Annotated in this window: 19 protein-coding genes and 1 pseudogene; 16 read left to right on the plus strand and 4 right to left on the minus strand. The window is 55.1% G+C overall.

What is annotated here, in order from left to right; genetic code table 11:
- Positions 1–119: 119 nt before the first annotated feature.
- The 13 genes from leuS to lipA all read left to right on the plus strand — a co-directional run bounded on the left by leuS (position 120) and on the right by lipA (position 13,791).
- Positions 120–2,702 (plus strand): leucine--tRNA ligase, encoded by a 2,583-nt coding sequence (gene leuS, locus JJB97_RS04810; protein WP_238712867.1) that lies wholly within the window; start codon positions 120–122, stop codon positions 2,700–2,702.
- Between the two features lie 14 nt (positions 2,703–2,716).
- The gene (lptE, locus tag JJB97_RS04815; RefSeq protein ID WP_238712869.1) at positions 2,717–3,325 is read left to right on the plus strand and encodes an LPS assembly lipoprotein LptE; all 609 of its coding nucleotides are present in this window, start codon (positions 2,717–2,719) and stop codon (positions 3,323–3,325) included.
- On the plus strand, positions 3,325–4,356 hold the full coding sequence (gene holA / locus JJB97_RS04820) for a DNA polymerase III subunit delta (protein WP_238712870.1): 1,032 nt from the start codon (positions 3,325–3,327) through the stop codon (positions 4,354–4,356). The genes lptE and holA overlap by 1 nt, the downstream gene beginning before the upstream one ends.
- On the plus strand, positions 4,349–5,002 hold the full coding sequence (gene nadD / locus JJB97_RS04825) for a nicotinate-nucleotide adenylyltransferase (protein WP_238712871.1): 654 nt from the start codon (positions 4,349–4,351) through the stop codon (positions 5,000–5,002). Before holA ends, nadD begins: the two co-directional genes overlap by 8 nt.
- A gap of 249 nt (positions 5,003–5,251) precedes the next feature.
- Positions 5,252–5,569, plus strand: a complete 318-nt coding sequence (gene rsfS, locus JJB97_RS04830) for a ribosome silencing factor (RefSeq protein WP_238712970.1) — start codon at positions 5,252–5,254, stop codon at positions 5,567–5,569.
- A gap of 3 nt (positions 5,570–5,572) precedes the next feature.
- Positions 5,573–6,043 carry a 23S rRNA (pseudouridine(1915)-N(3))-methyltransferase RlmH gene (gene rlmH / locus JJB97_RS04835; RefSeq protein WP_238712872.1) on the plus strand — a complete coding sequence of 157 codons (471 nt, stop codon included), beginning with the start codon at positions 5,573–5,575 and terminating at the stop codon, positions 6,041–6,043.
- A gap of 27 nt (positions 6,044–6,070) precedes the next feature.
- On the plus strand, positions 6,071–7,972 hold the full coding sequence (gene mrdA, locus JJB97_RS04840; RefSeq protein WP_238712873.1) for a peptidoglycan DD-transpeptidase MrdA: 1,902 nt from the start codon (positions 6,071–6,073) through the stop codon (positions 7,970–7,972).
- Between the two features lies 1 nt (position 7,973).
- Positions 7,974–9,086, plus strand: a complete 1,113-nt coding sequence (mrdB, locus tag JJB97_RS04845) for a peptidoglycan glycosyltransferase MrdB (RefSeq protein ID WP_238712874.1) — start codon at positions 7,974–7,976, stop codon at positions 9,084–9,086.
- A gap of 10 nt (positions 9,087–9,096) precedes the next feature.
- On the plus strand, positions 9,097–10,191 hold the full coding sequence (gene rlpA, locus JJB97_RS04850) for an endolytic peptidoglycan transglycosylase RlpA (RefSeq protein ID WP_238712971.1): 1,095 nt from the start codon (positions 9,097–9,099) through the stop codon (positions 10,189–10,191).
- A gap of 137 nt (positions 10,192–10,328) precedes the next feature.
- Positions 10,329–11,540, plus strand: coding sequence for a D-alanyl-D-alanine carboxypeptidase DacA (gene dacA, locus JJB97_RS04855; RefSeq protein WP_238712875.1), 1,212 nt, complete (start codon positions 10,329–10,331; stop codon positions 11,538–11,540).
- Positions 11,541–11,640: 100 nt separating this feature from the next.
- A complete protein-coding gene (gene ybeD / locus JJB97_RS04860; RefSeq protein WP_238712877.1) occupies positions 11,641–11,904 on the plus strand; it encodes a DUF493 family protein YbeD in 264 nt (87 codons plus the stop codon).
- A gap of 85 nt (positions 11,905–11,989) precedes the next feature.
- Positions 11,990–12,661, plus strand: a complete 672-nt coding sequence (lipB, locus tag JJB97_RS04865) for a lipoyl(octanoyl) transferase LipB (RefSeq protein ID WP_238712879.1) — start codon at positions 11,990–11,992, stop codon at positions 12,659–12,661.
- A 164-nt stretch (positions 12,662–12,825) separates the two neighbouring features.
- Complete coding sequence (gene lipA / locus JJB97_RS04870) at positions 12,826–13,791, plus strand: lipoyl synthase (protein ID WP_238712881.1); 966 nt, start codon at positions 12,826–12,828, stop codon at positions 13,789–13,791.
- A gap of 84 nt (positions 13,792–13,875) precedes the next feature.
- Here the strand turns inward: lipA and tatE are convergent, their stop codons facing one another.
- The gene (tatE, locus tag JJB97_RS04875; protein WP_238712883.1) at positions 13,876–14,079 is read right to left on the minus strand and encodes a twin-arginine translocase subunit TatE; all 204 of its coding nucleotides are present in this window, start codon (positions 14,077–14,079) and stop codon (positions 13,876–13,878) included.
- A gap of 113 nt (positions 14,080–14,192) precedes the next feature.
- Positions 14,193–14,950 (minus strand): annotated as a pseudogene (locus JJB97_RS04880) (nitrilase-related carbon-nitrogen hydrolase).
- An 87-nt stretch (positions 14,951–15,037) separates the two neighbouring features.
- Here JJB97_RS04880 and crcB point away from each other — a divergent pair.
- On the plus strand, positions 15,038–15,421 hold the full coding sequence (gene crcB / locus JJB97_RS04885; RefSeq protein ID WP_238712885.1) for a fluoride efflux transporter CrcB: 384 nt from the start codon (positions 15,038–15,040) through the stop codon (positions 15,419–15,421).
- Between the two features lie 288 nt (positions 15,422–15,709).
- Here crcB and cspE read toward each other — a convergent pair whose 3' ends face one another.
- Both cspE and pagP read right to left on the minus strand, forming a co-directional pair.
- Entirely contained in the window at positions 15,710–15,919 is a 210-nt protein-coding gene (gene cspE / locus JJB97_RS04890; RefSeq protein ID WP_002439184.1) for a transcription antiterminator/RNA stability regulator CspE, read from the minus strand.
- Positions 15,920–16,105: 186 nt separating this feature from the next.
- Positions 16,106–16,675, minus strand: coding sequence for a lipid IV(A) palmitoyltransferase PagP (gene pagP, locus JJB97_RS04895; protein WP_238712887.1), 570 nt, complete (start codon positions 16,673–16,675; stop codon positions 16,106–16,108).
- A 637-nt stretch (positions 16,676–17,312) separates the two neighbouring features.
- Between pagP and rna the strand changes: the two genes are divergently transcribed.
- Both rna and JJB97_RS04905 read left to right on the plus strand, forming a co-directional pair.
- A complete protein-coding gene (rna, locus tag JJB97_RS04900; RefSeq protein ID WP_238712888.1) occupies positions 17,313–18,125 on the plus strand; it encodes a ribonuclease I in 813 nt (270 codons plus the stop codon).
- Between the two features lie 339 nt (positions 18,126–18,464).
- Positions 18,465–18,620 (plus strand): hypothetical protein, encoded by a 156-nt coding sequence (locus JJB97_RS04905; RefSeq protein ID WP_238712890.1) that lies wholly within the window; start codon positions 18,465–18,467, stop codon positions 18,618–18,620.
- Positions 18,621–18,648: the final 28 nt, after the last annotated feature.

Genomic DNA, 18,648 nt, shown 5'->3' on the forward strand with positions numbered 1-18,648 from the left:
CGGGATTTACGCCTGCCGGAATCGAAGTGCTGTTGCGCTGCGCGCGAATCGGCTATGCTATTGCGATCTATACGTATAAGACCTCATTATTGGTATTTTTCACAGGACCACAGGCTGCCATGCAAGAGCAATATCGCCCGGAAGAGATAGAACCCCACGTACAGCTTCACTGGCAAGAGAAGCGCACATTTGAAGTCAAAGAAGATGCAGATAAAGAGAAGTATTACTGCCTTTCAATGCTTCCCTATCCTTCTGGTCGGCTACACATGGGCCATGTGCGCAATTACACCATTGGCGATGTTATCGCCCGCTACCAGCGTCTGTTAGGCAAAAACGTGCTACAGCCTATCGGCTGGGATGCCTTCGGCCTGCCTGCGGAAGGCGCGGCGGTGAAAAACAACACCGCGCCGGCCCCCTGGACTTACGATAATATCAACTACATGAAAACGCAGCTCAAAACGCTGGGTTTTGGTTATGACTGGCGCCGCGAGCTGACCACCTGCCGCCCGGAATATTACCGCTGGGAGCAGAAGTTTTTCACTGAATTGTATAAAAAAGGCCTGGTGTACAAAAAAACCTCGGCGGTGAACTGGTGTCCGAACGATCAAACGGTTCTGGCGAACGAACAGGTCATTGACGGCTGCTGCTGGCGCTGCGACACCAAAGTTGAGCGCAAAGAGATCCCGCAGTGGTTTATCAAAATTACCGCCTACGCCGACGAATTGCTAAGCGATCTCGATACGCTGGAGCAGTGGCCGGATACGGTCAAAACCATGCAGCGCAACTGGATTGGCCGCTCAGAAGGCGTAGAGATTACCTTTAATGTTGAAAACAGCGAGCGCGCCCTGACGGTCTATACTACCCGCCCGGATACCTTTATGGGGGTAACCTATCTGGCCGTGGCCGCAGGCCATCCGCTGGCGCAGCAGGCCGCTGCCGCCAACCCGGCGCTGAACGCCTTTATTGATGAATGCCGCAACACCAAAGTCGCTGAAGCCGAAATGGCGACAATGGAGAAAAAGGGCATCGCTACCGGCTTTAACGCCATCCACCCGCTGACCGGCGAAGCAATACCCGTGTGGATTGCTAATTTCGTGCTCATGGAGTACGGCACCGGCGCAGTGATGGCGGTTCCGGGCCACGACCAGCGCGACTGGGAATTCGCCACGAAATATCACCTGCCGATTAAGCCCGTTATCCTTGATCAGAACGGCAACGCGCCGGATCTGCGCGACGCCGCCATGACCGAAAAAGGCGTGCTGTTTAATTCCGGCGAGTTCGACGGCCTCGATTTCGCCGCCGGCTTTAACGCTATTGCCGACAAGCTGGCTTCACTCGGCATGGGCGAGCGTAAGGTTAACTATCGCCTGCGCGACTGGGGCGTATCACGCCAGCGCTACTGGGGCGCGCCAATTCCAATGGTAACGCTGCAAGACGGCACGGTAATGCCAACGCCAGAAGATCAATTGCCGGTCATACTGCCGGAAGATGTCGTTATGAACGGCATCACCAGCCCTATCAAAGCCGATCCGCAGTGGGCGAAAACCACCGTTAACGGCCAGCCCGCGCTGCGCGAAACCGATACCTTCGACACCTTTATGGAGTCGTCCTGGTACTACGCGCGCTACACCTGCCCGGATTATGATAAGGGCATGCTGGATTCCGACGCCGCCAACTACTGGCTGCCGGTCGATATTTACGTCGGGGGAATTGAGCATGCCATCATGCACCTGCTTTATTTCCGCTTCTTTCATAAGCTGCTGCGCGATGCGGGCATGGTTAAGTCCAACGAACCGGCGAAGCAGCTATTGTGCCAGGGTATGGTGCTGGCCGATGCGTTCTGGTACACCGGCAGCAATGGCGAACGCGTCTGGGTTTCTCCTGTTGACGCCATCGTTGAGCGCGACGACAAAGGCCGTATTGTAAAAGCGACCGATGCCGCAGGTCATGAGCTGGTTTACGCCGGCATGAGCAAGATGTCCAAGTCAAAAAATAACGGCATCGATCCGCAGGTGATGGTGGAGCGCTATGGCGCAGATACTGTACGCCTCTTCATGATGTTCGCCGCACCGACGGAGATGACGCTTGAGTGGCAGGAGTCCGGCGTAGAAGGCGCTAACCGCTTCCTCAAGCGCGTGTGGAGGCTGGCTTTTGAGCACACCGAAAAAGGCGCCGTCACGGCCCTGGAGATGGATGCGTTGACCGGGGAGCAGAAAGCGCTGCGCCGGGAACTGCACAAAACCATTGCTAAAGTTACCGACGATATCGGTCGCCGCCAGACCTTCAACACCGCCATTGCGGCCATTATGGAGCTGATGAACAAACTGGCGAAAGCGCCGCAGGAAAGCGAGCAGGATCGCGCGCTGCTTCACGAAGCGCTGCTGGCGGTTATACGAATGCTGTATCCGTTCACGCCGCACATCTGCTTCTCATTGTGGCAGCGCCTGGGCGGCGAGGGCGATATCGACAACGCAAGCTGGCCACAGGCGGACAAAAACGCCATGATTGAAGACACGCGGCTTATCGTCGTACAGGTTAACGGCAAGGTGCGCGGTAAAATTACCGTTCCGGCCGATGCTACCGAAGAGCAGGTGCGTGAACGTGCGGGACAGGAACACCTGGTGGCGAAATACCTCACCGGCGTGACCATCCGTAAAGTGATTTATGTTCCAGGTAAGCTGCTGAACCTGGTTGTGGGCTAAGCACAGGAGGAAGCGTGCGCTATTTGTTCACTCTGTTTGTTGGCCTGGCGGTACTGTTAACCGCTGGCTGCGGCTTTCATCTTCGCGGCACCGCTCAGGTGCCAAACCAGATGCATACCCTGATTCTTGACTCCAGCGACCCCTACGGCCCGCTGACCCGCGCGGTGCGTAACCAGTTGCGCCTGAGCGGCGTGAACGTCGTTGAGAAAGATCCGCTTCGCCAGGACATACCGTCCCTGCGCCTTGTCAGCGCGGCCATTGGTAAAGATACCGCTTCAGTATTCCAGGACGGCCGCACTGCGGAATATCAGATGGTGATGGTAGTAAGGGCTAACATTTTAATCCCGGGGCACGATATTTACCCCATCAGCACCAAAGTATACCGTTCATTCTTTGATAACCCGCTGGCGGCGCTGGCAAAAGATGCCGAACAGGACATGATTATCAAGGAGATGTATGACAAAGCCGCCGAGCAACTGGTGCGTAAGCTTACTTCCGTTCACGTTGCCGACGTACAGCAAACCCGCCAGAATGAACAACCTGTCGTAAGCGACGCGCAAAACGGCAGCGAGCTGACCAGTTCCGGCAACCGCGTCGCCGCCACGCTCCCCGCTGCCAGGTAATGCTAAAACTCTGGCCGGAACAACTGCGCGCGCAGCTCCACGAAGGGCTGCGCGCCGCTTATCTGTTGCCTGGCAACGACCCGCTGTTAATTCAGGAAAGCCAGGACGCCATCCTTCAGCGCGCTGAACAACAGGGCTTTAGCGAACGCCACTCGTTCCAGCTCGATGCCGCCACCGACTGGGACGCTATTTTTACGCTAAGCCAGGCGCTGAGCCTGTTCGCCACCCGCCAGACGCTGCTGCTGACGCTGCCGGAAAACGGCCCGAACGCCGCGATGGCCGCAGAGCTTGAAAAGCTGGTCGGCCTGTTGCACGACGACCTGTTACTTATCATACGCGGGCCGCGCCTGACCAAAGCGCAGGAAAGCGCCGCCTGGTTTACCGCGCTGAGCAAACGTGCCGTACAGGTTACCTGCCAGACGCCGGAGCAGGCGCAGCTCCCGCGCTGGGTGAGCGCGCGCGCAAAACAGATGCAACTAAAGCTTGATGATGCGGCCACCCAACTTCTGTGCTACTGCTACGAAGGCAATTTGCTGGCGCTCAATCAGGCGCTGGAGCGCCTGTCTCTGATATGGCCGGATGGCAGGCTGACGCTGCCTCGCGTTGAACAGGCAGTAAACGATGCAGCGCACTTTACGCCGTTTCACTGGGTGGATGCTCTGCTGGCGGGAAAAAGCAAGCGTGCGCGTCATATTCTGCAACAGCTAAGGCTGGAGGCCAGCGAACCCGCTATGCTGTTACGTACCGTGCAGCGAGAACTGCTGCAGCTTATCAATCTCAAACGCCAGTCAGCCCAGACGCCGCTGCGCGCGCTGTTTGACAAACAGCGCGTATGGCAAAACCGCCGCGCGCTCATTACCGACGCCCTCGGTCGGCTCAGCGACAATACGCTGTGGCAGGCGGTGCGCCTGTTAAGCCGCGCCGAGCGTTCGCTAAAACAGGATTATAGCCAGTCGGTCTGGAGCGAACTGGAGAATCTGACCCTGCTGATGTGTCATAAGGCGCTGCCGGATGTGTTTATTGATGAATAACGCCGCCCCGCCCCTGCGCGCTATTTATGGCGGCACCTTCGATCCTATCCATTACGGCCACCTTAAACCCGTGGAGGCGCTGGCGCAGCAAGCAGGGCTGGCGCGGGTCACCATTATGCCAAACAACGTGCCGCCCCATCGCCCACAGCCGCAGGCAAGCAGCGAGCAGCGCAGCGCAATGGTTGCGCTGGCCATTGCCGATCGCCCCTTGTTTGAGCTTGATGAGCGTGAACTGCGTCGCGCTACTCCATCCTGGACGGTGGAAACCCTTAGCGAAATACGCCGTGAAGCCGGGCCAAAACAGCCGCTGGCGTTCATTATCGGCCAGGATTCTCTACTTACGCTGCCGCAGTGGCATCGCTACGAAACCCTGCTTACGTTATGCCATATTCTGGTCACCCGTCGCCCCGGTTATCCCCTGAGCATGAAAACACCTGCGAACAAGGCATGGCTAAAACGCCACCTGACCCAGGATATTCACGAGCTGCACCAACGTCCCGCCGGGCGTATTCTTCTGGCCGACACGCCAGAGCTGGCTATTTCCGCCACCGCTATCCGCCAGCGTCTGGCTCTACGCCAGTCGTGCGACGATATGCTGCCGCCTGCGGTACAGGCATATATTCAGCGCCAGGGCCTGTACCAATAAGAAAACGCGGTAAAAATCCTGATTTCGCGGCCGGTTTGCCCCCACAGGGGCCACACGGGCCGTTGACCATTGACACAGCCGGTCAGGCTGCTATCCTCCGCAGCCATAAACACCGCCCGGCCGACCCGATTCTGATATTGTTTTACAAAAATGACGATGCAATCGCTTGCTGTGGATGGGATGATAGCCCACCTTACGGCATCGGCCTTGTGGGCGCTTTTTAAACAGGTAACGACGCAGGGGGAAGACTTGCAGGGTAAAACGCTTCAGGATTTCGTCATCGACAAAATCGACGATCTTAAGGGTCAGGATATTATTGTCATTGACGTTAAAGGCAAATCCAGTATCACCGACTGCATGATTATCTGTACCGGCACCTCCAGCCGCCACGTTATCTCTATTGCGGACCACGTTGTTCAGCAATCCCGCGCCGCTGGCCTGATGCCGCTTGGCGTCGAGGGGGAAAACGACGCCGACTGGGTGGTGGTCGATCTTGGCGACGTCATTGTACATGTGATGCAGGATGAAAGCCGCCGCCTGTACGAACTGGAAAAACTCTGGGGCTAACGGGTGAAGCTGCAACTCGTGGCTGTCGGCACTAAAATGCCCGACTGGGTGCAAACCGGTTTTACCGATTATCTGCGGCGCTTTCCAAAAGATATGCCTTTCGATCTGGTGGAAGTTCCCGCTGGCAAGCGCGGTAAAAATGCTGATATCAAGCGTATTCTGGATAAAGAAGGCGAACTCATGCTGGCGGCAACAGGCAAAGGCAACCGGATCGTCACGCTGGATATCCCCGGCCGCCCCTGGGATACCCCGCAGCTCGCCCATGAACTGGAGCGCTGGAAACAGGACGGACGCGACGTCAGCCTGCTAATCGGCGGCCCGGAAGGGTTGGCGCCGGCCTGTAAGGCGGCGGCCGAGCAAAGTTGGTCGCTATCTCCGCTCACCCTGCCGCATCCGCTGGTGCGTGTGCTGGTGGCAGAGAGCCTGTACCGGGCATGGAGCATAACCACTAATCACCCCTATCATCGGGAATAAAGGCAAGCAGCCAGGCAAACGCAGCGGATGAAATTACAGAACTCTTTTCGTGACTATTCAGCTGAGTCCGCGCTCTTCGTGCGCCGGGCGGTCGTCGCTTTTCTCGGCATTCTTGTGCTGACCGGCATACTCATTGTCAACCTGTATAATCTGCAAATCCGCCGTCACGACGACTACCAGACCCGCTCTAACCAAAACCGTATCAAGCTGGTGCCGATTCCTCCGTCGCGCGGCGTAATTTATGACCGCAACGGCGTGCCGCTGGCGCTTAACCGCACCATTTATCAGGTAGAAATGATGCCAGAAAAGGTTGATAACGTGCAGAACACGCTTGATGCTCTGCGTCCTGTTGTCGATCTGACGGACGAGGATATCGCCGCCTTTAAAAAAGAACGTTCCCGTTCTCATCGCTTTACCTCCATCCCGGTAAAAACTAACCTGACGGAAGTGCAACTGGCGCGCTTTGCCGTCAACCAGTACCGCTTTCCGGGCGTGGAAGTCAAAGGCTACAAGCGCCGCTATTATCCCTACGGTTCGGCGTTGACTCACGTTATCGGCTATGTTTCAAAAATCAACGATAAAGACGTAGAGCGCCTCGATAAAGAAGGCAAATTGCCCAACTATGCCGCCACGCACGATATCGGCAAACTGGGCATTGAGCGCTCCTACGAAGATGTACTCCACGGCCAGACCGGCTACGAAGAGGTTGAAGTTAACAACCGCGGCCGCGTCATTCGCCAGCTTAAGGAAGTGCCGCCGCTGGCCGGACACGATATTCAACTTACCATCGACCTTAAGCTTCAGCAGTACATTGAAACGCTGCTTGCCGGAAGCCGCGCGGCGGTGGTTGTCACAGACCCGCGCACTGGCGGTATTCTGGCGATGGTCTCCATGCCAAGCTATGACCCAAATCTGTTCGTTGACGGCATCTCCAGTAAAGACTATTCAGGGCTGCTCAAAGACGAGAACACGCCCCTGGTTAACCGCGCTACGCAGGGTATTTATCCGCCCGCCTCCACCGTCAAGCCCTACGTCGCGGTTTCAGCCCTGAGCGCGGGCGTCATTACCCGCAACACCAGTCTGTTCGATCCCGGCTGGTGGCAGCTACCCGGCTCGGAAAAACGCTACCGCGACTGGAAAAAGTGGGGGCATGGCCGTCTGAATGTGACCAAAGCGCTGGAGGAGTCGGCAGATACTTACTTTTATCAGGTCGCTTACGATATGGGCATCGATCGCCTGTCGGAGTGGATGAGCAAATTCGGCTATGGCCATCTGACCGGCGTGGATATCTTCGAGGAGCGCGCAGGCAACATGCCGACTCGCGAGTGGAAGCTTAAGCGTTTTAAAAAGCCGTGGTATCAGGGCGACACCATTCCTGTCGGTATTGGCCAGGGTTACTGGACTGCGACCCCCATGCAGATTAACAAATCGCTGATGATTCTTATCAACGACGGCGTGGTAAAGGTCCCGCACTTTCTGATGAATACCACAATTAACGGGCAGAAAGTGCCGTGGAAACAGCCGGAACAGCCGCCGGTAGGCGATATCCACTCCGGCTTCTGGGAAATCGCCAAAGACGGCATGTACGGCGTAGCGAACCGCCCTAACGGCACTGCCCATAAATATTTTCAGAGCGCGCCTTACAAAATTGCCGCCAAGTCTGGCACCGCGCAGGTCTTTGGGTTGAAGGCCAATGAAACCTATAATGCCCACAAAATTAGCGAACGCCTGCGCGATCACAAGCTTATGGTGGCCTATGCGCCCTATAAGAATCCACAGGTTTCAGTGGCGATGATACTTGAAAACGGCGGCGCTGGCCCGGCTGTCGGCACCCTTATGCGCCAGATCCTCGATCACATTATGCTGGGCGATAACAACACGCAACTGCCGAATGCTAATCCGGCCACACTATCGGCAGAGGATCAGTAACATGACCGAAAATCATTCTAAAAAGTCGCTATGGGAAAAAATACATATCGATCCCACCTTCCTGCTCACTATCTTCGCCCTGTTGTTGTACAGCGCGCTGGTCATCTGGAGCGCCAGCGGCCAGTCGCCGGGCATGACAGAACGTAAAGTCGGCCAGATTCTGGCAGGTATTGTGGTGATGATCATCATGGCGCAGGTGCCGCCTCGCGTATACGAAGGATGGGCGCCGTGGCTTTATATCGTCACAATTATCCTTCTGGTCGCGGTGGATGCCTTCGGCGCCATTTCCAAAGGCGCACAGCGCTGGCTGGATCTGGGGATTATTCGTTTTCAGCCGTCGGAAATCGCCAAAATCGCCGTACCGCTGATGGTTGCTCGCTTTATTAACCGCGACGTTTGTCCGCCCACGCTTAAGAATACCGGCATTGCGCTGGTGCTGATTTTTGTACCAACGCTGCTGGTTGCAGCGCAGCCAGACCTCGGCACCTCAATTCTGGTAGCGGCCTCGGGCCTGTTCGTACTGTTCCTCTCGGGCATGAGCTGGCGGCTTATTGGCATTGCGGTTCTGCTTCTGGCGGCCTTTATTCCCATTTTGTGGTTCTTCCTGATGCATGACTATCAGCGTCAACGCGTCATGATGCTGCTCGATCCCGAAAGCGATCCGCTGGGCGCGGGTTACCACATTATTCAGTCTAAAATTGCTATCGGGTCAGGAGGCATGCGCGGCAAAGGCTGGCTGCACGGCACCCAGTCACAACTGGAGTTTCTGCCGGAGCGCCATACCGACTTTATCTTCGCGGTGCTGGCCGAAGAGCTGGGTATGATTGGCGTTCTGGTGCTGCTGGCGCTTTACCTGCTGCTGATTGTTCGCGGCCTGTGGATTGCCGCCCGCGCTCAAACAACGTTCGGGCGCGTAATGGCCGGCGCGTTAATGCTCATTCTGTTTGTGTATGTATTTGTCAATATCGGCATGGTAAGCGGCATCCTGCCGGTGGTAGGGGTGCCCCTGCCGCTTGTAAGTTATGGAGGCTCGGCGCTTATCGTGCTAATGGCCGGGTTTGGCATCGTCATGTCGATACATACCCACAGGAAAATGTTGTCCAAAAACGTGTAAGAGGTGGATGATGCGTAAGCAATGGATAAGCGTCTGCATAGCGACAGGTTTGCTGGCGGCATGCAGTACAAATAACGATAACCTGCCGCAAACCAGCGCAATACCGCAGCCAGCGGTGTGTACCGGTCCTACGGTTGAAATTACCGGCGCGCAGCCACGCTATGAGCCGCTTAACCCTGTTGCGAACCAGGACTACACGCGTGGCGGCAAAGCCTGGAAAATCGTGCGCGATCCGTCACGCTTCACGCAGACCGGCCTTGCCGCCATTTACGACGCAGAACCCGGCAGCAACCTGACCGCGATTGGCGAGGCGTTCGATCCGACCCAACTGACCGCCGCGCATCCTGTTTTGCCGGTACCGAGCTATGCGCGCATCACTAACCTTGCGAACGGCCGCATGATCGTTGTGCGCATCAATGACCGTGGGCCTTACGGAAACGGCCGCGTTATTTCGCTCTCCCGCGCGGCGGCAGACCGTCTGAACACGTCAAATAATACGAAAGTGCGTATCGATCCGATTATCGTCGCCCCGGATAATTCCCTGTCCGGCCCCGGCACCGCCTGCACGACTATCGCAAAACAGACCTATGCTCTGCCCGCCCGCCCCGATTTGAGCAGCAGCACAGGCGACGCGGCCCTTGCGCTTCAAACGCCTGCCGGTAATGTTAATGCCATTGACAACAATACGCTGACGCCAGCGGCTGCGGCCCCTATCACCGCTGCGCAAGCCAGCCATAACGCCGCCGCTCAGGCGCCGGCGACCGTCAGCGAAGCAAGCGCTCCGGTACAGCCCGCCGGGCAACCGCAGCTTGCCACAGGCAGTATGAATGCCCCGATCACCGCGCCGGGTTCAGTACAGGGGGCTGCGACCGGCGCCGGATATATGGTACAGGTTGGCGCCATCGGCGACGGCGTACGCGCCGCGCAGTGGCAGCAGCAACTGAGCCAAACATTTAGCGTGCCGGGTAAAGTAACGCAATTCGATAATATTTATCGCGTACAGCTTGGCCCTTTTAGCCTGCGTAGCGAAGCCATTGCGCTTCAGCAGCGCCTGATGGCGCAGGCCCAGCTACAGTCATTTATTACAGCGGCGCAGGCGCACTAGTTTGCGACATCCGGCTTTGTGTCAGGTTATGTAAACCTCTGTCACAATTACTTTGCAAAGTCGGATGTCTCTAAAAATAGCGTTTGCTATAGTTAATCACTTTTTTGACTTCATCACGGATGTTGCTCGTTCAGACCATGACCATATCTCCTCGTAAACGATTTGCCCGGCGCCTTGCGCTCGCCGCGGCCGTAACCCTGGCTACCCTCTCTGTTGCACAGGCTGACGACCTCAACATTAAAACCATGATCCCCGGCGTTCCGCAGATTGACGCCGAATCTTACATTCTGATTGACTACAACTCCGGTAAAGTGCTGGCTGAGTCAAATGCCGATGAACGCCGCAACCCGGCAAGCCTGACCAAAATGATGACCAGCTACGTCATCGGCCAGGCGATGAAAGCGGGAAAATTCAAAGAAACGGATCTTGTCACTATCGGTAAAGATGCCTGGGCCACTGGCAATCCCGTATTTAAAGGCTCGTCTCTGATGTTTCTCAAACCGGGGATGGAAGTGCCGGTTGCTCAGCTTATCCGCGGCATCAATTTGCAGTCTGGCAACGACGCCTGTGTGGCAATGGCCGATTACGTCGCAGGCAGTCAGGATGCCTTCGTCGGTTTGATGAATAATTATGTGGCGGCGCTGGGCCTGAAGAACTCCCATTTCCAGACCGTACACGGCCTGGACGCAGACGGCCAGTACAGCTCCGCGCGCGATATGGCGCTTATTGGCCAGGCGCTGATCCGTGATGTGCCGAACGAATACGGCATTTATAAAGAAAAAGAATTTACTTTTAACGGCATTCGCCAGCTAAACCGCAACGGCCTGCTGTGGGATAAAACCCTCAATGTAGACGGCATCAAAACCGGCCACACCAGTAAAGCTGGCTACAACCTCGTGGCCTCCGCCACCGAAGGTCAGATGCGCCTCATCTCTGCGGTGCTGGGCGGACGTACTTACAAAGGGCGCGAAACCGAAAGCAAAAAACTGCTCACCTGGGGCTTTCGCTTTTTTGAAACCGTAAATCCGCTTCAGGCCGGTAAAGAATTCGCCTCTGAACCGTCCTGGTTTGGCGACAGCGATCGCGCATCGCTGGGCGTGGATAAAGACGTTTTTCTGACTATCCCGCGCGGGCGTATGAAAGATCTTAAAGCCAGCTATGTGCTAAACGCCCAGGAGCTGCACGCGCCCCTTGAGAAAAACCAGGTCGTTGGCACCATTAACTTCCAGCTTGACGGCAAAACCATTGAACAGCGTCCGCTGGTAGTGCTTAAGCCCATTGAAGAAGGCAACTTCTTCAGCAGAATTATCGACTACATCAAACTGATGTTCCACCGCTGGTTCGGTTAAGGCGGGCAGGCTTGAAAAGCGCATAACCGGCCCCATATACTGATTATCAAAGCGACTCCCGCCCAGGCGGGAGTTATTATTTTGTTACGCTGGAGCGACTATGAAAACCAATCTGAAAGAGCTGCTTGAATTCCCCTGCCCGTTCACTTACAAAGTTATGGGCCTAGCGAAACCAGAGCTGGTTGATCTGGTGGTTGAAGTTGTACAGCGCCATGCACCGGGCGACTATACGCCACAGGTCAAACCCAGCAGCAAAGGAAACTATCACTCCGTTTCCATCACCATTAACGCCACCCATATTGACCAGGTTGAAACGCTCTACGAAGAACTTGGCAATATTGAAATTGTTCGGATGGTGCTGTAATTCCTCTACCCGGCCGCGCGCCGGGTAAGTTTCCCTTTCCCCTGTGTTATACTGCGCCCACCGATTTCCCACCGGAGACGCTGTTTTGTCTGAGGATACTCTCCTTATTCGCCAGCTCGGGCTTCAGCCTTACGCGCCCGTTTCCACGGCAATGCACGCTTTTACCGATAACCGGGGCGAGCATACCGCCGATGAAATCTGGCTGGTTGAACATCCGGCCGTTTTTACCCAGGGCCAGGCCGGTAAGGCTGAACATGTGCTAATGCCGGGCGATATTCCGGTTATCCAGAGCGATCGCGGCGGCCAGGTCACCTATCACGGCCCCGGTCAACAGGTGGTCTACCTGCTGCTCAACCTCAGAAAACGCCATCTGGGCGTGCGCGATCTCGTTACGCTACTGGAAAATGCCGTTATCGCCACGCTTGACGAACTGGGCATTGAGGCGCGCGCGCGCGCGGATGCGCCCGGCGTATACGTAGGCGACAGTAAAATTTGTTCGCTGGGGCTGCGTATCCGTAAAGGTTGCTCGTTCCACGGGCTGGCGCTGAATATCGACATGGATCTCAGCCCTTTTGAGCGCATTAATCCCTGTGGCTATGCCGGTATGACGATGACGCAGGTCCGGGCGCTGCGCCCGGACGTTACGCTTGCCACAGTACAGCCGTTGCTGGTGTCGCATTTACTGCGTCTGCTTGGTAACCCGCCAACACGCTGTAAACAGGGTTTACCGCAGGCTACGGAAAACGCGCCTCTCTGACAGGTAAGCGGTAAAATTGGCTGCTTTTTTCGATTTCTTCGACTGCTTAAGACGTTTCATAAATGATATACTGCGGTTAATTAATTTGAAAAAAGTTGACGAATAAGCACGTAAGCCAAATTTATCTTCTTCTTTTCCCGATCATACAGTGGAATACGCACGCTATGAGTAAACCTATCGTGATGGAACGCGGCGTCAAATACCGCGACGCAGATAAAATGGCGCTTATCCCGGTGAAAACCGTGGCCGCCGAGCGCCAGGAGCTGTTAAGAAAACCGGAATGGATGAAAATCAAGCTTCCAGCCGATTCTACCCGTATCCAGGGTATCAAAGCGGCAATGCGTAAAAACGGCCTGCATTCCGTGTGTGAAGAGGCCTCCTGCCCTAACCTTGCAGAATGTTTTAACCACGGCACCGCAACCTTTATGATCCTCGGAGCCATCTGCACCCGCCGCTGCCCGTTTTGCGACGTCGCCCACGGCCGCCCCAACGCGCCGGACGTAAACGAGCCGGCGAAGCTTGCCCAGACCATTGCCGATATGGGCCTGCGTTACGTGGTGATTACCTCCGTTGACCGCGATGACTTACGCGACGGCGGCGCTCAGCACTTCGCAGACTGCATCAGCGCCATCCGTGAAAAAAACCCAACTATTAAAATTGAAACGCTGGTGCCCGACTTTCGCGGGCGCATGGATCGCGCGCTGGATATTCTTACCGCCACGCCGCCGGACGTGTTTAATCACAACCTGGAAAACGTGCCGCGTATTTATCGCCAGGTGCGTCCGGGCGCAGACTACAACTGGTCGCTCAGGCTGCTGGAACGCTTTAAAGAGGCCCACCCGGCCATCCCGACCAAATCCGGCCTGATGGTAGGACTTGGCGAAACCAATGCAGAAATTATCGAGGTCATGCGCGATCTACGCCGTCATGGCGTAACCATGCTGACGCTGGGGCAGTATCTGCAGCCCAGCCGCCATCACCTGCCGGTACAACGCTACGTCAGCCCTGACGAATTTGAGGAGATGAAAGCTGAAGCGCTGGCAATGGGCTTTACCCATGCGGCATGCGGCCCGTTCGTGCGTTCGTCTTACCATGCCGATCTCCAGGCAAAGGGCATTGAAGTCAAATAAAGCCAAACATTTAGTTACATTTCACTTTCGCACGCCATAAAAAAACCGGCCCTGACGGCCGGTTTTTTACATCCATGGTCTGAATCACTCTTTATGAGAGATGCGCTCTGCCGATGCTTCAGCGCCGGTAGCAGCTTTAGTTGCGCTATCTTCGTCGTTCATGGCCTTTTTAAAGCCCTTGATCGCCGCCCCGAGATCGCCGCCGAGCGTGCGTAACTTCTTAGTACCGAACAGCAATACAATCAGTACGCCAACTACCAGCAGTTTGGTAATGCTAATCTCGCCCATATATACCTTCTTTTTAAAACAGACCGGAAAAAAACTAAGCCCATTAACGGTCATTCAGTGCGGCAACACAATAGCAATCTGTAACAAGGTGAATCAAGCGTCGATAAAAACCCTTACTGCAAACGAGGCGGCGCAAAACGGCGGTTTTTCAATACCGACAGTTGCGCACGCACTTCCGCTACCCGCTCAGCGCTGACGACGAGCAGAGCGGGCGTTTGAGCGGCTGCGGCCACCGTTACGCCAAAAGGATCCACCACCCGGCTATGGCCGATATTTTTATTTCCGCCTTCGCCTGCCGCAGCTACCCGGCAGGACGTATCCAGCGCGCGCAGCCAGCCGCGTTTCCCAGTGCCGCTCCTTATGCGCCCTTCGAACCCACGCCGCAGGCAGCGCCTGCGCGTGCGCTCCGGACAGCGCCAGTTCGGGGAAGCGTAAGTTTTAGCAGGTAAGCAGGCCCGCCTTCATACCCGCCCCGTCAATCAGCGGCGGCAACGCCCTGCCCGCATCCACACGCCTTGATTCCTGAACCTGGAAGACATCATAAAGATGGAGTTTTTCTTAACGTGCCAGCACGCAACGCCAACAGCGTGTTCGCCGCTCCGCCTGGCGAGGTTGGAACGTGTATCGTCAGCGCCGTTGTCAGGCTATAGCCGCAGCTGGCGGTCAGCAAACCCTGAACACAGACGCCATCCAGCGGCTGAGCGGATATCACGGACAAATCCGGATCGTTATCTGAGCGTGCAAGCACGGCTTGCGGCAACACCAGTAAATCCGCCCGCGGCCGTCGGGCAGAACGCATCATCGCCTGACAGGCTGCAAGGTTTTTGCGCCACGCCGGCGTTACGGCAAATTGCCCAACAGCAGCGTTCATTTCCCCTCCTGTGCATAAAGCTGGTCAGCAGCGCCCGCGCAGCGGTACACTTGCGCCATTCCAGATTATTTTTAGCAGGAAAAACGCGTGTTACAGATGTTTTTAGCGGTTTTCATTGGCGGGGGCATCGGCAGCGTCGCGCGCTGGGCGCTGGGCCTGCGGCTTAACCCGGTATACGGTCAACTGCCGCTTGGTACGCTCGCAGCCAACCTCATCGGCGCATTTATTATCGGGCTGGGTCTGGCCTGGTTCAGCCGCATGACGCAGCTCGATCCCATGTGGAAGCTGCTCATTACCACCGGCTTTTGCGGCGGACTGACCACATTTTCCACCTTTTCAGCAGAAACTGTTTTTTTGCTCCAGGAAGGGCGCCTGGCCTGGGCCGGGCTGAATGCGTTGGCCAATATGCTGGGCGCCTTTGCCATGACGGCACTCGCCTACTGGTTGATAACCGCATCACAACAGGCATAAGGCCTTAGGCTGTGTCCCTTAAACCTTATGATGCTGGATTAAGGGACACAGCTTAATGTTCCTTTAAGCTTTCACTGTTACCATTCGGTAAGTCATTACCGGAGAACCATGATGAAAACATTTTTGCAAAATGTCCAACGCTGGGGTTCGCTGTTAATGTGTATTCTTATCGTGGCGGCCTTCCTGTACGGATGGCTGTTCAGTTGGGGATAATGCAGGCATACAGCGCTAAACGGCGGGACAAAAAAAACCCGCCCTGATGGGTGGGTTTTTAATTCTTACTGCGGCTTACAGAGCGATTACGTTAGCAGCAGAAGGGCCTTTGGCACCGTTAGTGATTTCGAACTCAACGCGCTGGCCTTCAGCCAGGGTTTTGAAACCATTGCTCTGGATCGCAGAGAAGTGTACGAACACATCTTTGCTGCCATCTTCCGGAGTAATGAAACCGAAACCTTTGGATTCATTAAACCACTTAACGTTACCTTTAATCTTAGACATCAAAATTACCTTTACATGAAAAACGACACAAATGCTGTGTCGGACACCAGTACAACAATTGTGGTGGCTTTTGTCCAGTCGAACATTGCTAAAAAGTGATAAAAATCGCCAACTTTTTTTTACACAACGCGTTATCCCTTGTTTTTGCAGGTAACAGTGAAAAATGGCGTATAAATTTTATACACCTCAAAACTGAACACGCAGCCAGGCAAAATAAACATTACCGTTATTATATGTACCAGGGATATAGGTCATCTGGAATGTCGCCGGGCCATAGCCCACGGACGCCAAAGGCAACAGCGCTGGAATTGGGATATATTTCCAGTTATCACGCGCCGTAACGCCGGCGGTATAGCCCAGGCCAAGACGAAATTTCTCGTCGGGCAACGGGCGCCAGGTGGCTTCCCATCCGTAACCGGCAAACGGCTCCCATTTGTTAAAAGAGTCTTTAAACGCCATCACATATAATCCGTGCCAGTTACCCTTCTTATCCCAGCGAGACTGGCCGATCCCCGCGCCCCAGGGGCGCTCATTATAGCCATCGGTTTTTTCTTTATCGTAAGCGAAGCGCGCATGCCAGGTAATAGCAGGCACGTACAGGTCGACATGCTGCGCAGCATGCCAGGTTTGCGCGACATTATCGGTAAAGGTAGAAAACCATCCCGTTTTTTCATCTGCGGCGTACGAAGCCGAAACAGCAAATAACTGAGTGATAAACCCAGCCAAAATAATGAAATATTTATTTGATGCTTTCACAATACTATTACCATTATCTCAAATTCGGATTCTGTATACACGCGCCCGGATTAGCCAATACGCAATGAGGACGATTAGCAGCCGCTGGTATACTTTCTTTTAGCCGGGCAGCCCTTTTTAATTAAGAGGCATTAATGTATTTACGTTTCTACGGTGCGCGCAAAGGCGCCAGGCCCGTAGAGGGCCTCACATTGTACCGACTTATGGCGCATCTCATTCAATAACCCAAAAGGGTTATTATGCCATAAAGCGCTATCACGCGATCAACCCCGTCATTATTTTTACCCTTCAGGCTGACCTTAATAATCCATTCGGAATTTTACTGTTAACAGGCGTAAAAAAATAAACGCTTGCTGTGCGTAATGCTGCGCTGACGGATTATTGTTAGTTATATAACGTATTTCCTGACTCAGACAGCCCCGTATTTCTCTGCGCAGTTTAACTGCGCAAGGCGCGCGTAAAAACGGGCACGCCAGGCATACTGGCGGCACAGCGCGCTATGCTCTACATGGCTTTTTGAGCGCGGCCGGGTTAAAAACGGCTAATGAGCGCCTCTGCCGGGATAATGTCTGAATCAGCGGAGCAACGGTTTTTGTGGTTAAATAGCGCCGCATCGAGCGTCACCGACGGAAACCCAATGAAAAACAGGCTTATTAGTAGTGCATTTATTTTATTGTCCGCCTTTGTCAACCACAGCGAAGCGGCAACAGCGCTGGCGCCAACCCGCTATGGCGACTTTGATAACTATGTGCTGGCCCTTTCCTGGCAAACCGGCTTTTGTCAGAGTATGCACGTGCGCGGGCGCAACGTCCCAACAGAGTGTCGCATGCAGCAGGAAAAACGGGATAAAACCCAGTTTCTGACAATCCACGGCCTGTGGCCAGGTTTACCCAAATCCATCGCCGCACGCGGCGTAGATAATAAACGCTGGATGCGTTATGGCTGCGCCACACGTCCCGTTCCGGATATGCCCGAAGCGAAAAGCGCGCGAAAATGCGCGCTGCCGCAGGTAGCTATTAGCCCCGACATTGCAGAAAAGCTGAGTAATGCCATGCCCGGCGCTGGCGGTAACTCCTGTCTGGAACGTTACGAATATGCCAAACACGGCGTTTGCTTTGGCTTCAGTCCGGACGCGTGGTTCGCAACGATGCTGCGTCTGAATCAGGAGGTACGCCAGAGCGCACTGGGTCGCTTCCTGGCCGCGCACTATGGAGAAACCGTGAGCCGCAGTGATTTTAATCGTGCGCTGGAAAATGCGTGGGGTAAAAACAGCGTGAAGGCGGTGAAGCTTACCTGCCACGGCAACCCGGCCTGGCTGACGGAAATACAAATTAACCTGCGGGCCGATAGCATTAACGCCCCGCTCAATGCCCACTCCTTCCTCGCCCAGCCCCATCCCGGCAACTGCGCTAAGCGCTTCCTGCTCGACGCAGCAGGTTTTGACAAATAACGTAAAAAGGCCTGCCCTGGACCTCGCCGCCCTTCAGGCGGCTTCCCCCGCCTTCAATTTGCCGATTTCAGCGCGGCTACCTCGTTTCACGCTGCAAGCATCTGCGTTTTAACAGCGGCTCTGGCGCTGTTCGCGCTTTTTAAAAATGTTTGCGCGGTCGGTATTATTCACCACGCTTTTTCGTAAAAAAGTAAAGCACAATACGTCCTGCCGCATCCGGCTCCCGATGTCTGGGTTAATTGTTGCCTCACACAAATCCGCAAGCAAAAAAGCAATCGCTTCTCTTTTTGTTCCCTATTTTTCTGTCACGCTTTATTCCATTACCGGCAGGAGGACATTATGCTCAACACCGAAAACTATCTTCGCAGTCTTCGCGCGTTGTTTGATGCGCAACCTCAACCCCGTATACAGCCCCGCTGGCTGTGGCTGTCGCCGGAACAGCGCGAACAGCGGCTACGCGAACTTCTGCAACCGCAGGCCAACCGGCACCGTTAACGCGCACTGCCTCACCGTTTTATCCGGG

It is taken from the genome of Tenebrionibacter intestinalis, from assembly GCF_016632365.1.
Lineage (GTDB): Bacteria > Pseudomonadota > Gammaproteobacteria > Enterobacterales > Enterobacteriaceae > Tenebrionibacter > Tenebrionibacter intestinalis.

What these genes read in the sequence shown, in the direction of transcription:
- leuS (WP_238712867.1), top strand. Translation starts at nt 120, where the DNA reads ATGCAAGAGCAATATCGCCCGGAAGAGATAGAACCCCACGTACAGCTT.
- holA (WP_238712870.1), top strand. Translation starts at nt 3,325, where the DNA reads ATGCTAAAACTCTGGCCGGAACAACTGCGCGCGCAGCTCCACGAAGGG.
- nadD (WP_238712871.1), top strand. Translation starts at nt 4,349, where the DNA reads ATGAATAACGCCGCCCCGCCCCTGCGCGCTATTTATGGCGGCACCTTC.
- mrdA (WP_238712873.1), top strand. Translation starts at nt 6,071, where the DNA reads ATGAAATTACAGAACTCTTTTCGTGACTATTCAGCTGAGTCCGCGCTC.
- mrdB (WP_238712874.1), top strand. Translation starts at nt 7,974, where the DNA reads ATGACCGAAAATCATTCTAAAAAGTCGCTATGGGAAAAAATACATATC.
- rlpA (WP_238712971.1), top strand. Translation starts at nt 9,097, where the DNA reads ATGCGTAAGCAATGGATAAGCGTCTGCATAGCGACAGGTTTGCTGGCG.
- dacA (WP_238712875.1), top strand. Translation starts at nt 10,329, where the DNA reads ATGACCATATCTCCTCGTAAACGATTTGCCCGGCGCCTTGCGCTCGCC.
- ybeD (WP_238712877.1), top strand. Translation starts at nt 11,641, where the DNA reads ATGAAAACCAATCTGAAAGAGCTGCTTGAATTCCCCTGCCCGTTCACT.
- lipA (WP_238712881.1), top strand. Translation starts at nt 12,826, where the DNA reads ATGAGTAAACCTATCGTGATGGAACGCGGCGTCAAATACCGCGACGCA.
- tatE (WP_238712883.1), bottom strand. Translation starts at nt 14,079, where the DNA reads ATGGGCGAGATTAGCATTACCAAACTGCTGGTAGTTGGCGTACTGATT.
- cspE (WP_002439184.1), bottom strand. Translation starts at nt 15,919, where the DNA reads ATGTCTAAGATTAAAGGTAACGTTAAGTGGTTTAATGAATCCAAAGGT.
- rna (WP_238712888.1), top strand. Translation starts at nt 17,313, where the DNA reads ATGAAAAACAGGCTTATTAGTAGTGCATTTATTTTATTGTCCGCCTTT.
- JJB97_RS04905 (WP_238712890.1), top strand. Translation starts at nt 18,465, where the DNA reads ATGCTCAACACCGAAAACTATCTTCGCAGTCTTCGCGCGTTGTTTGAT.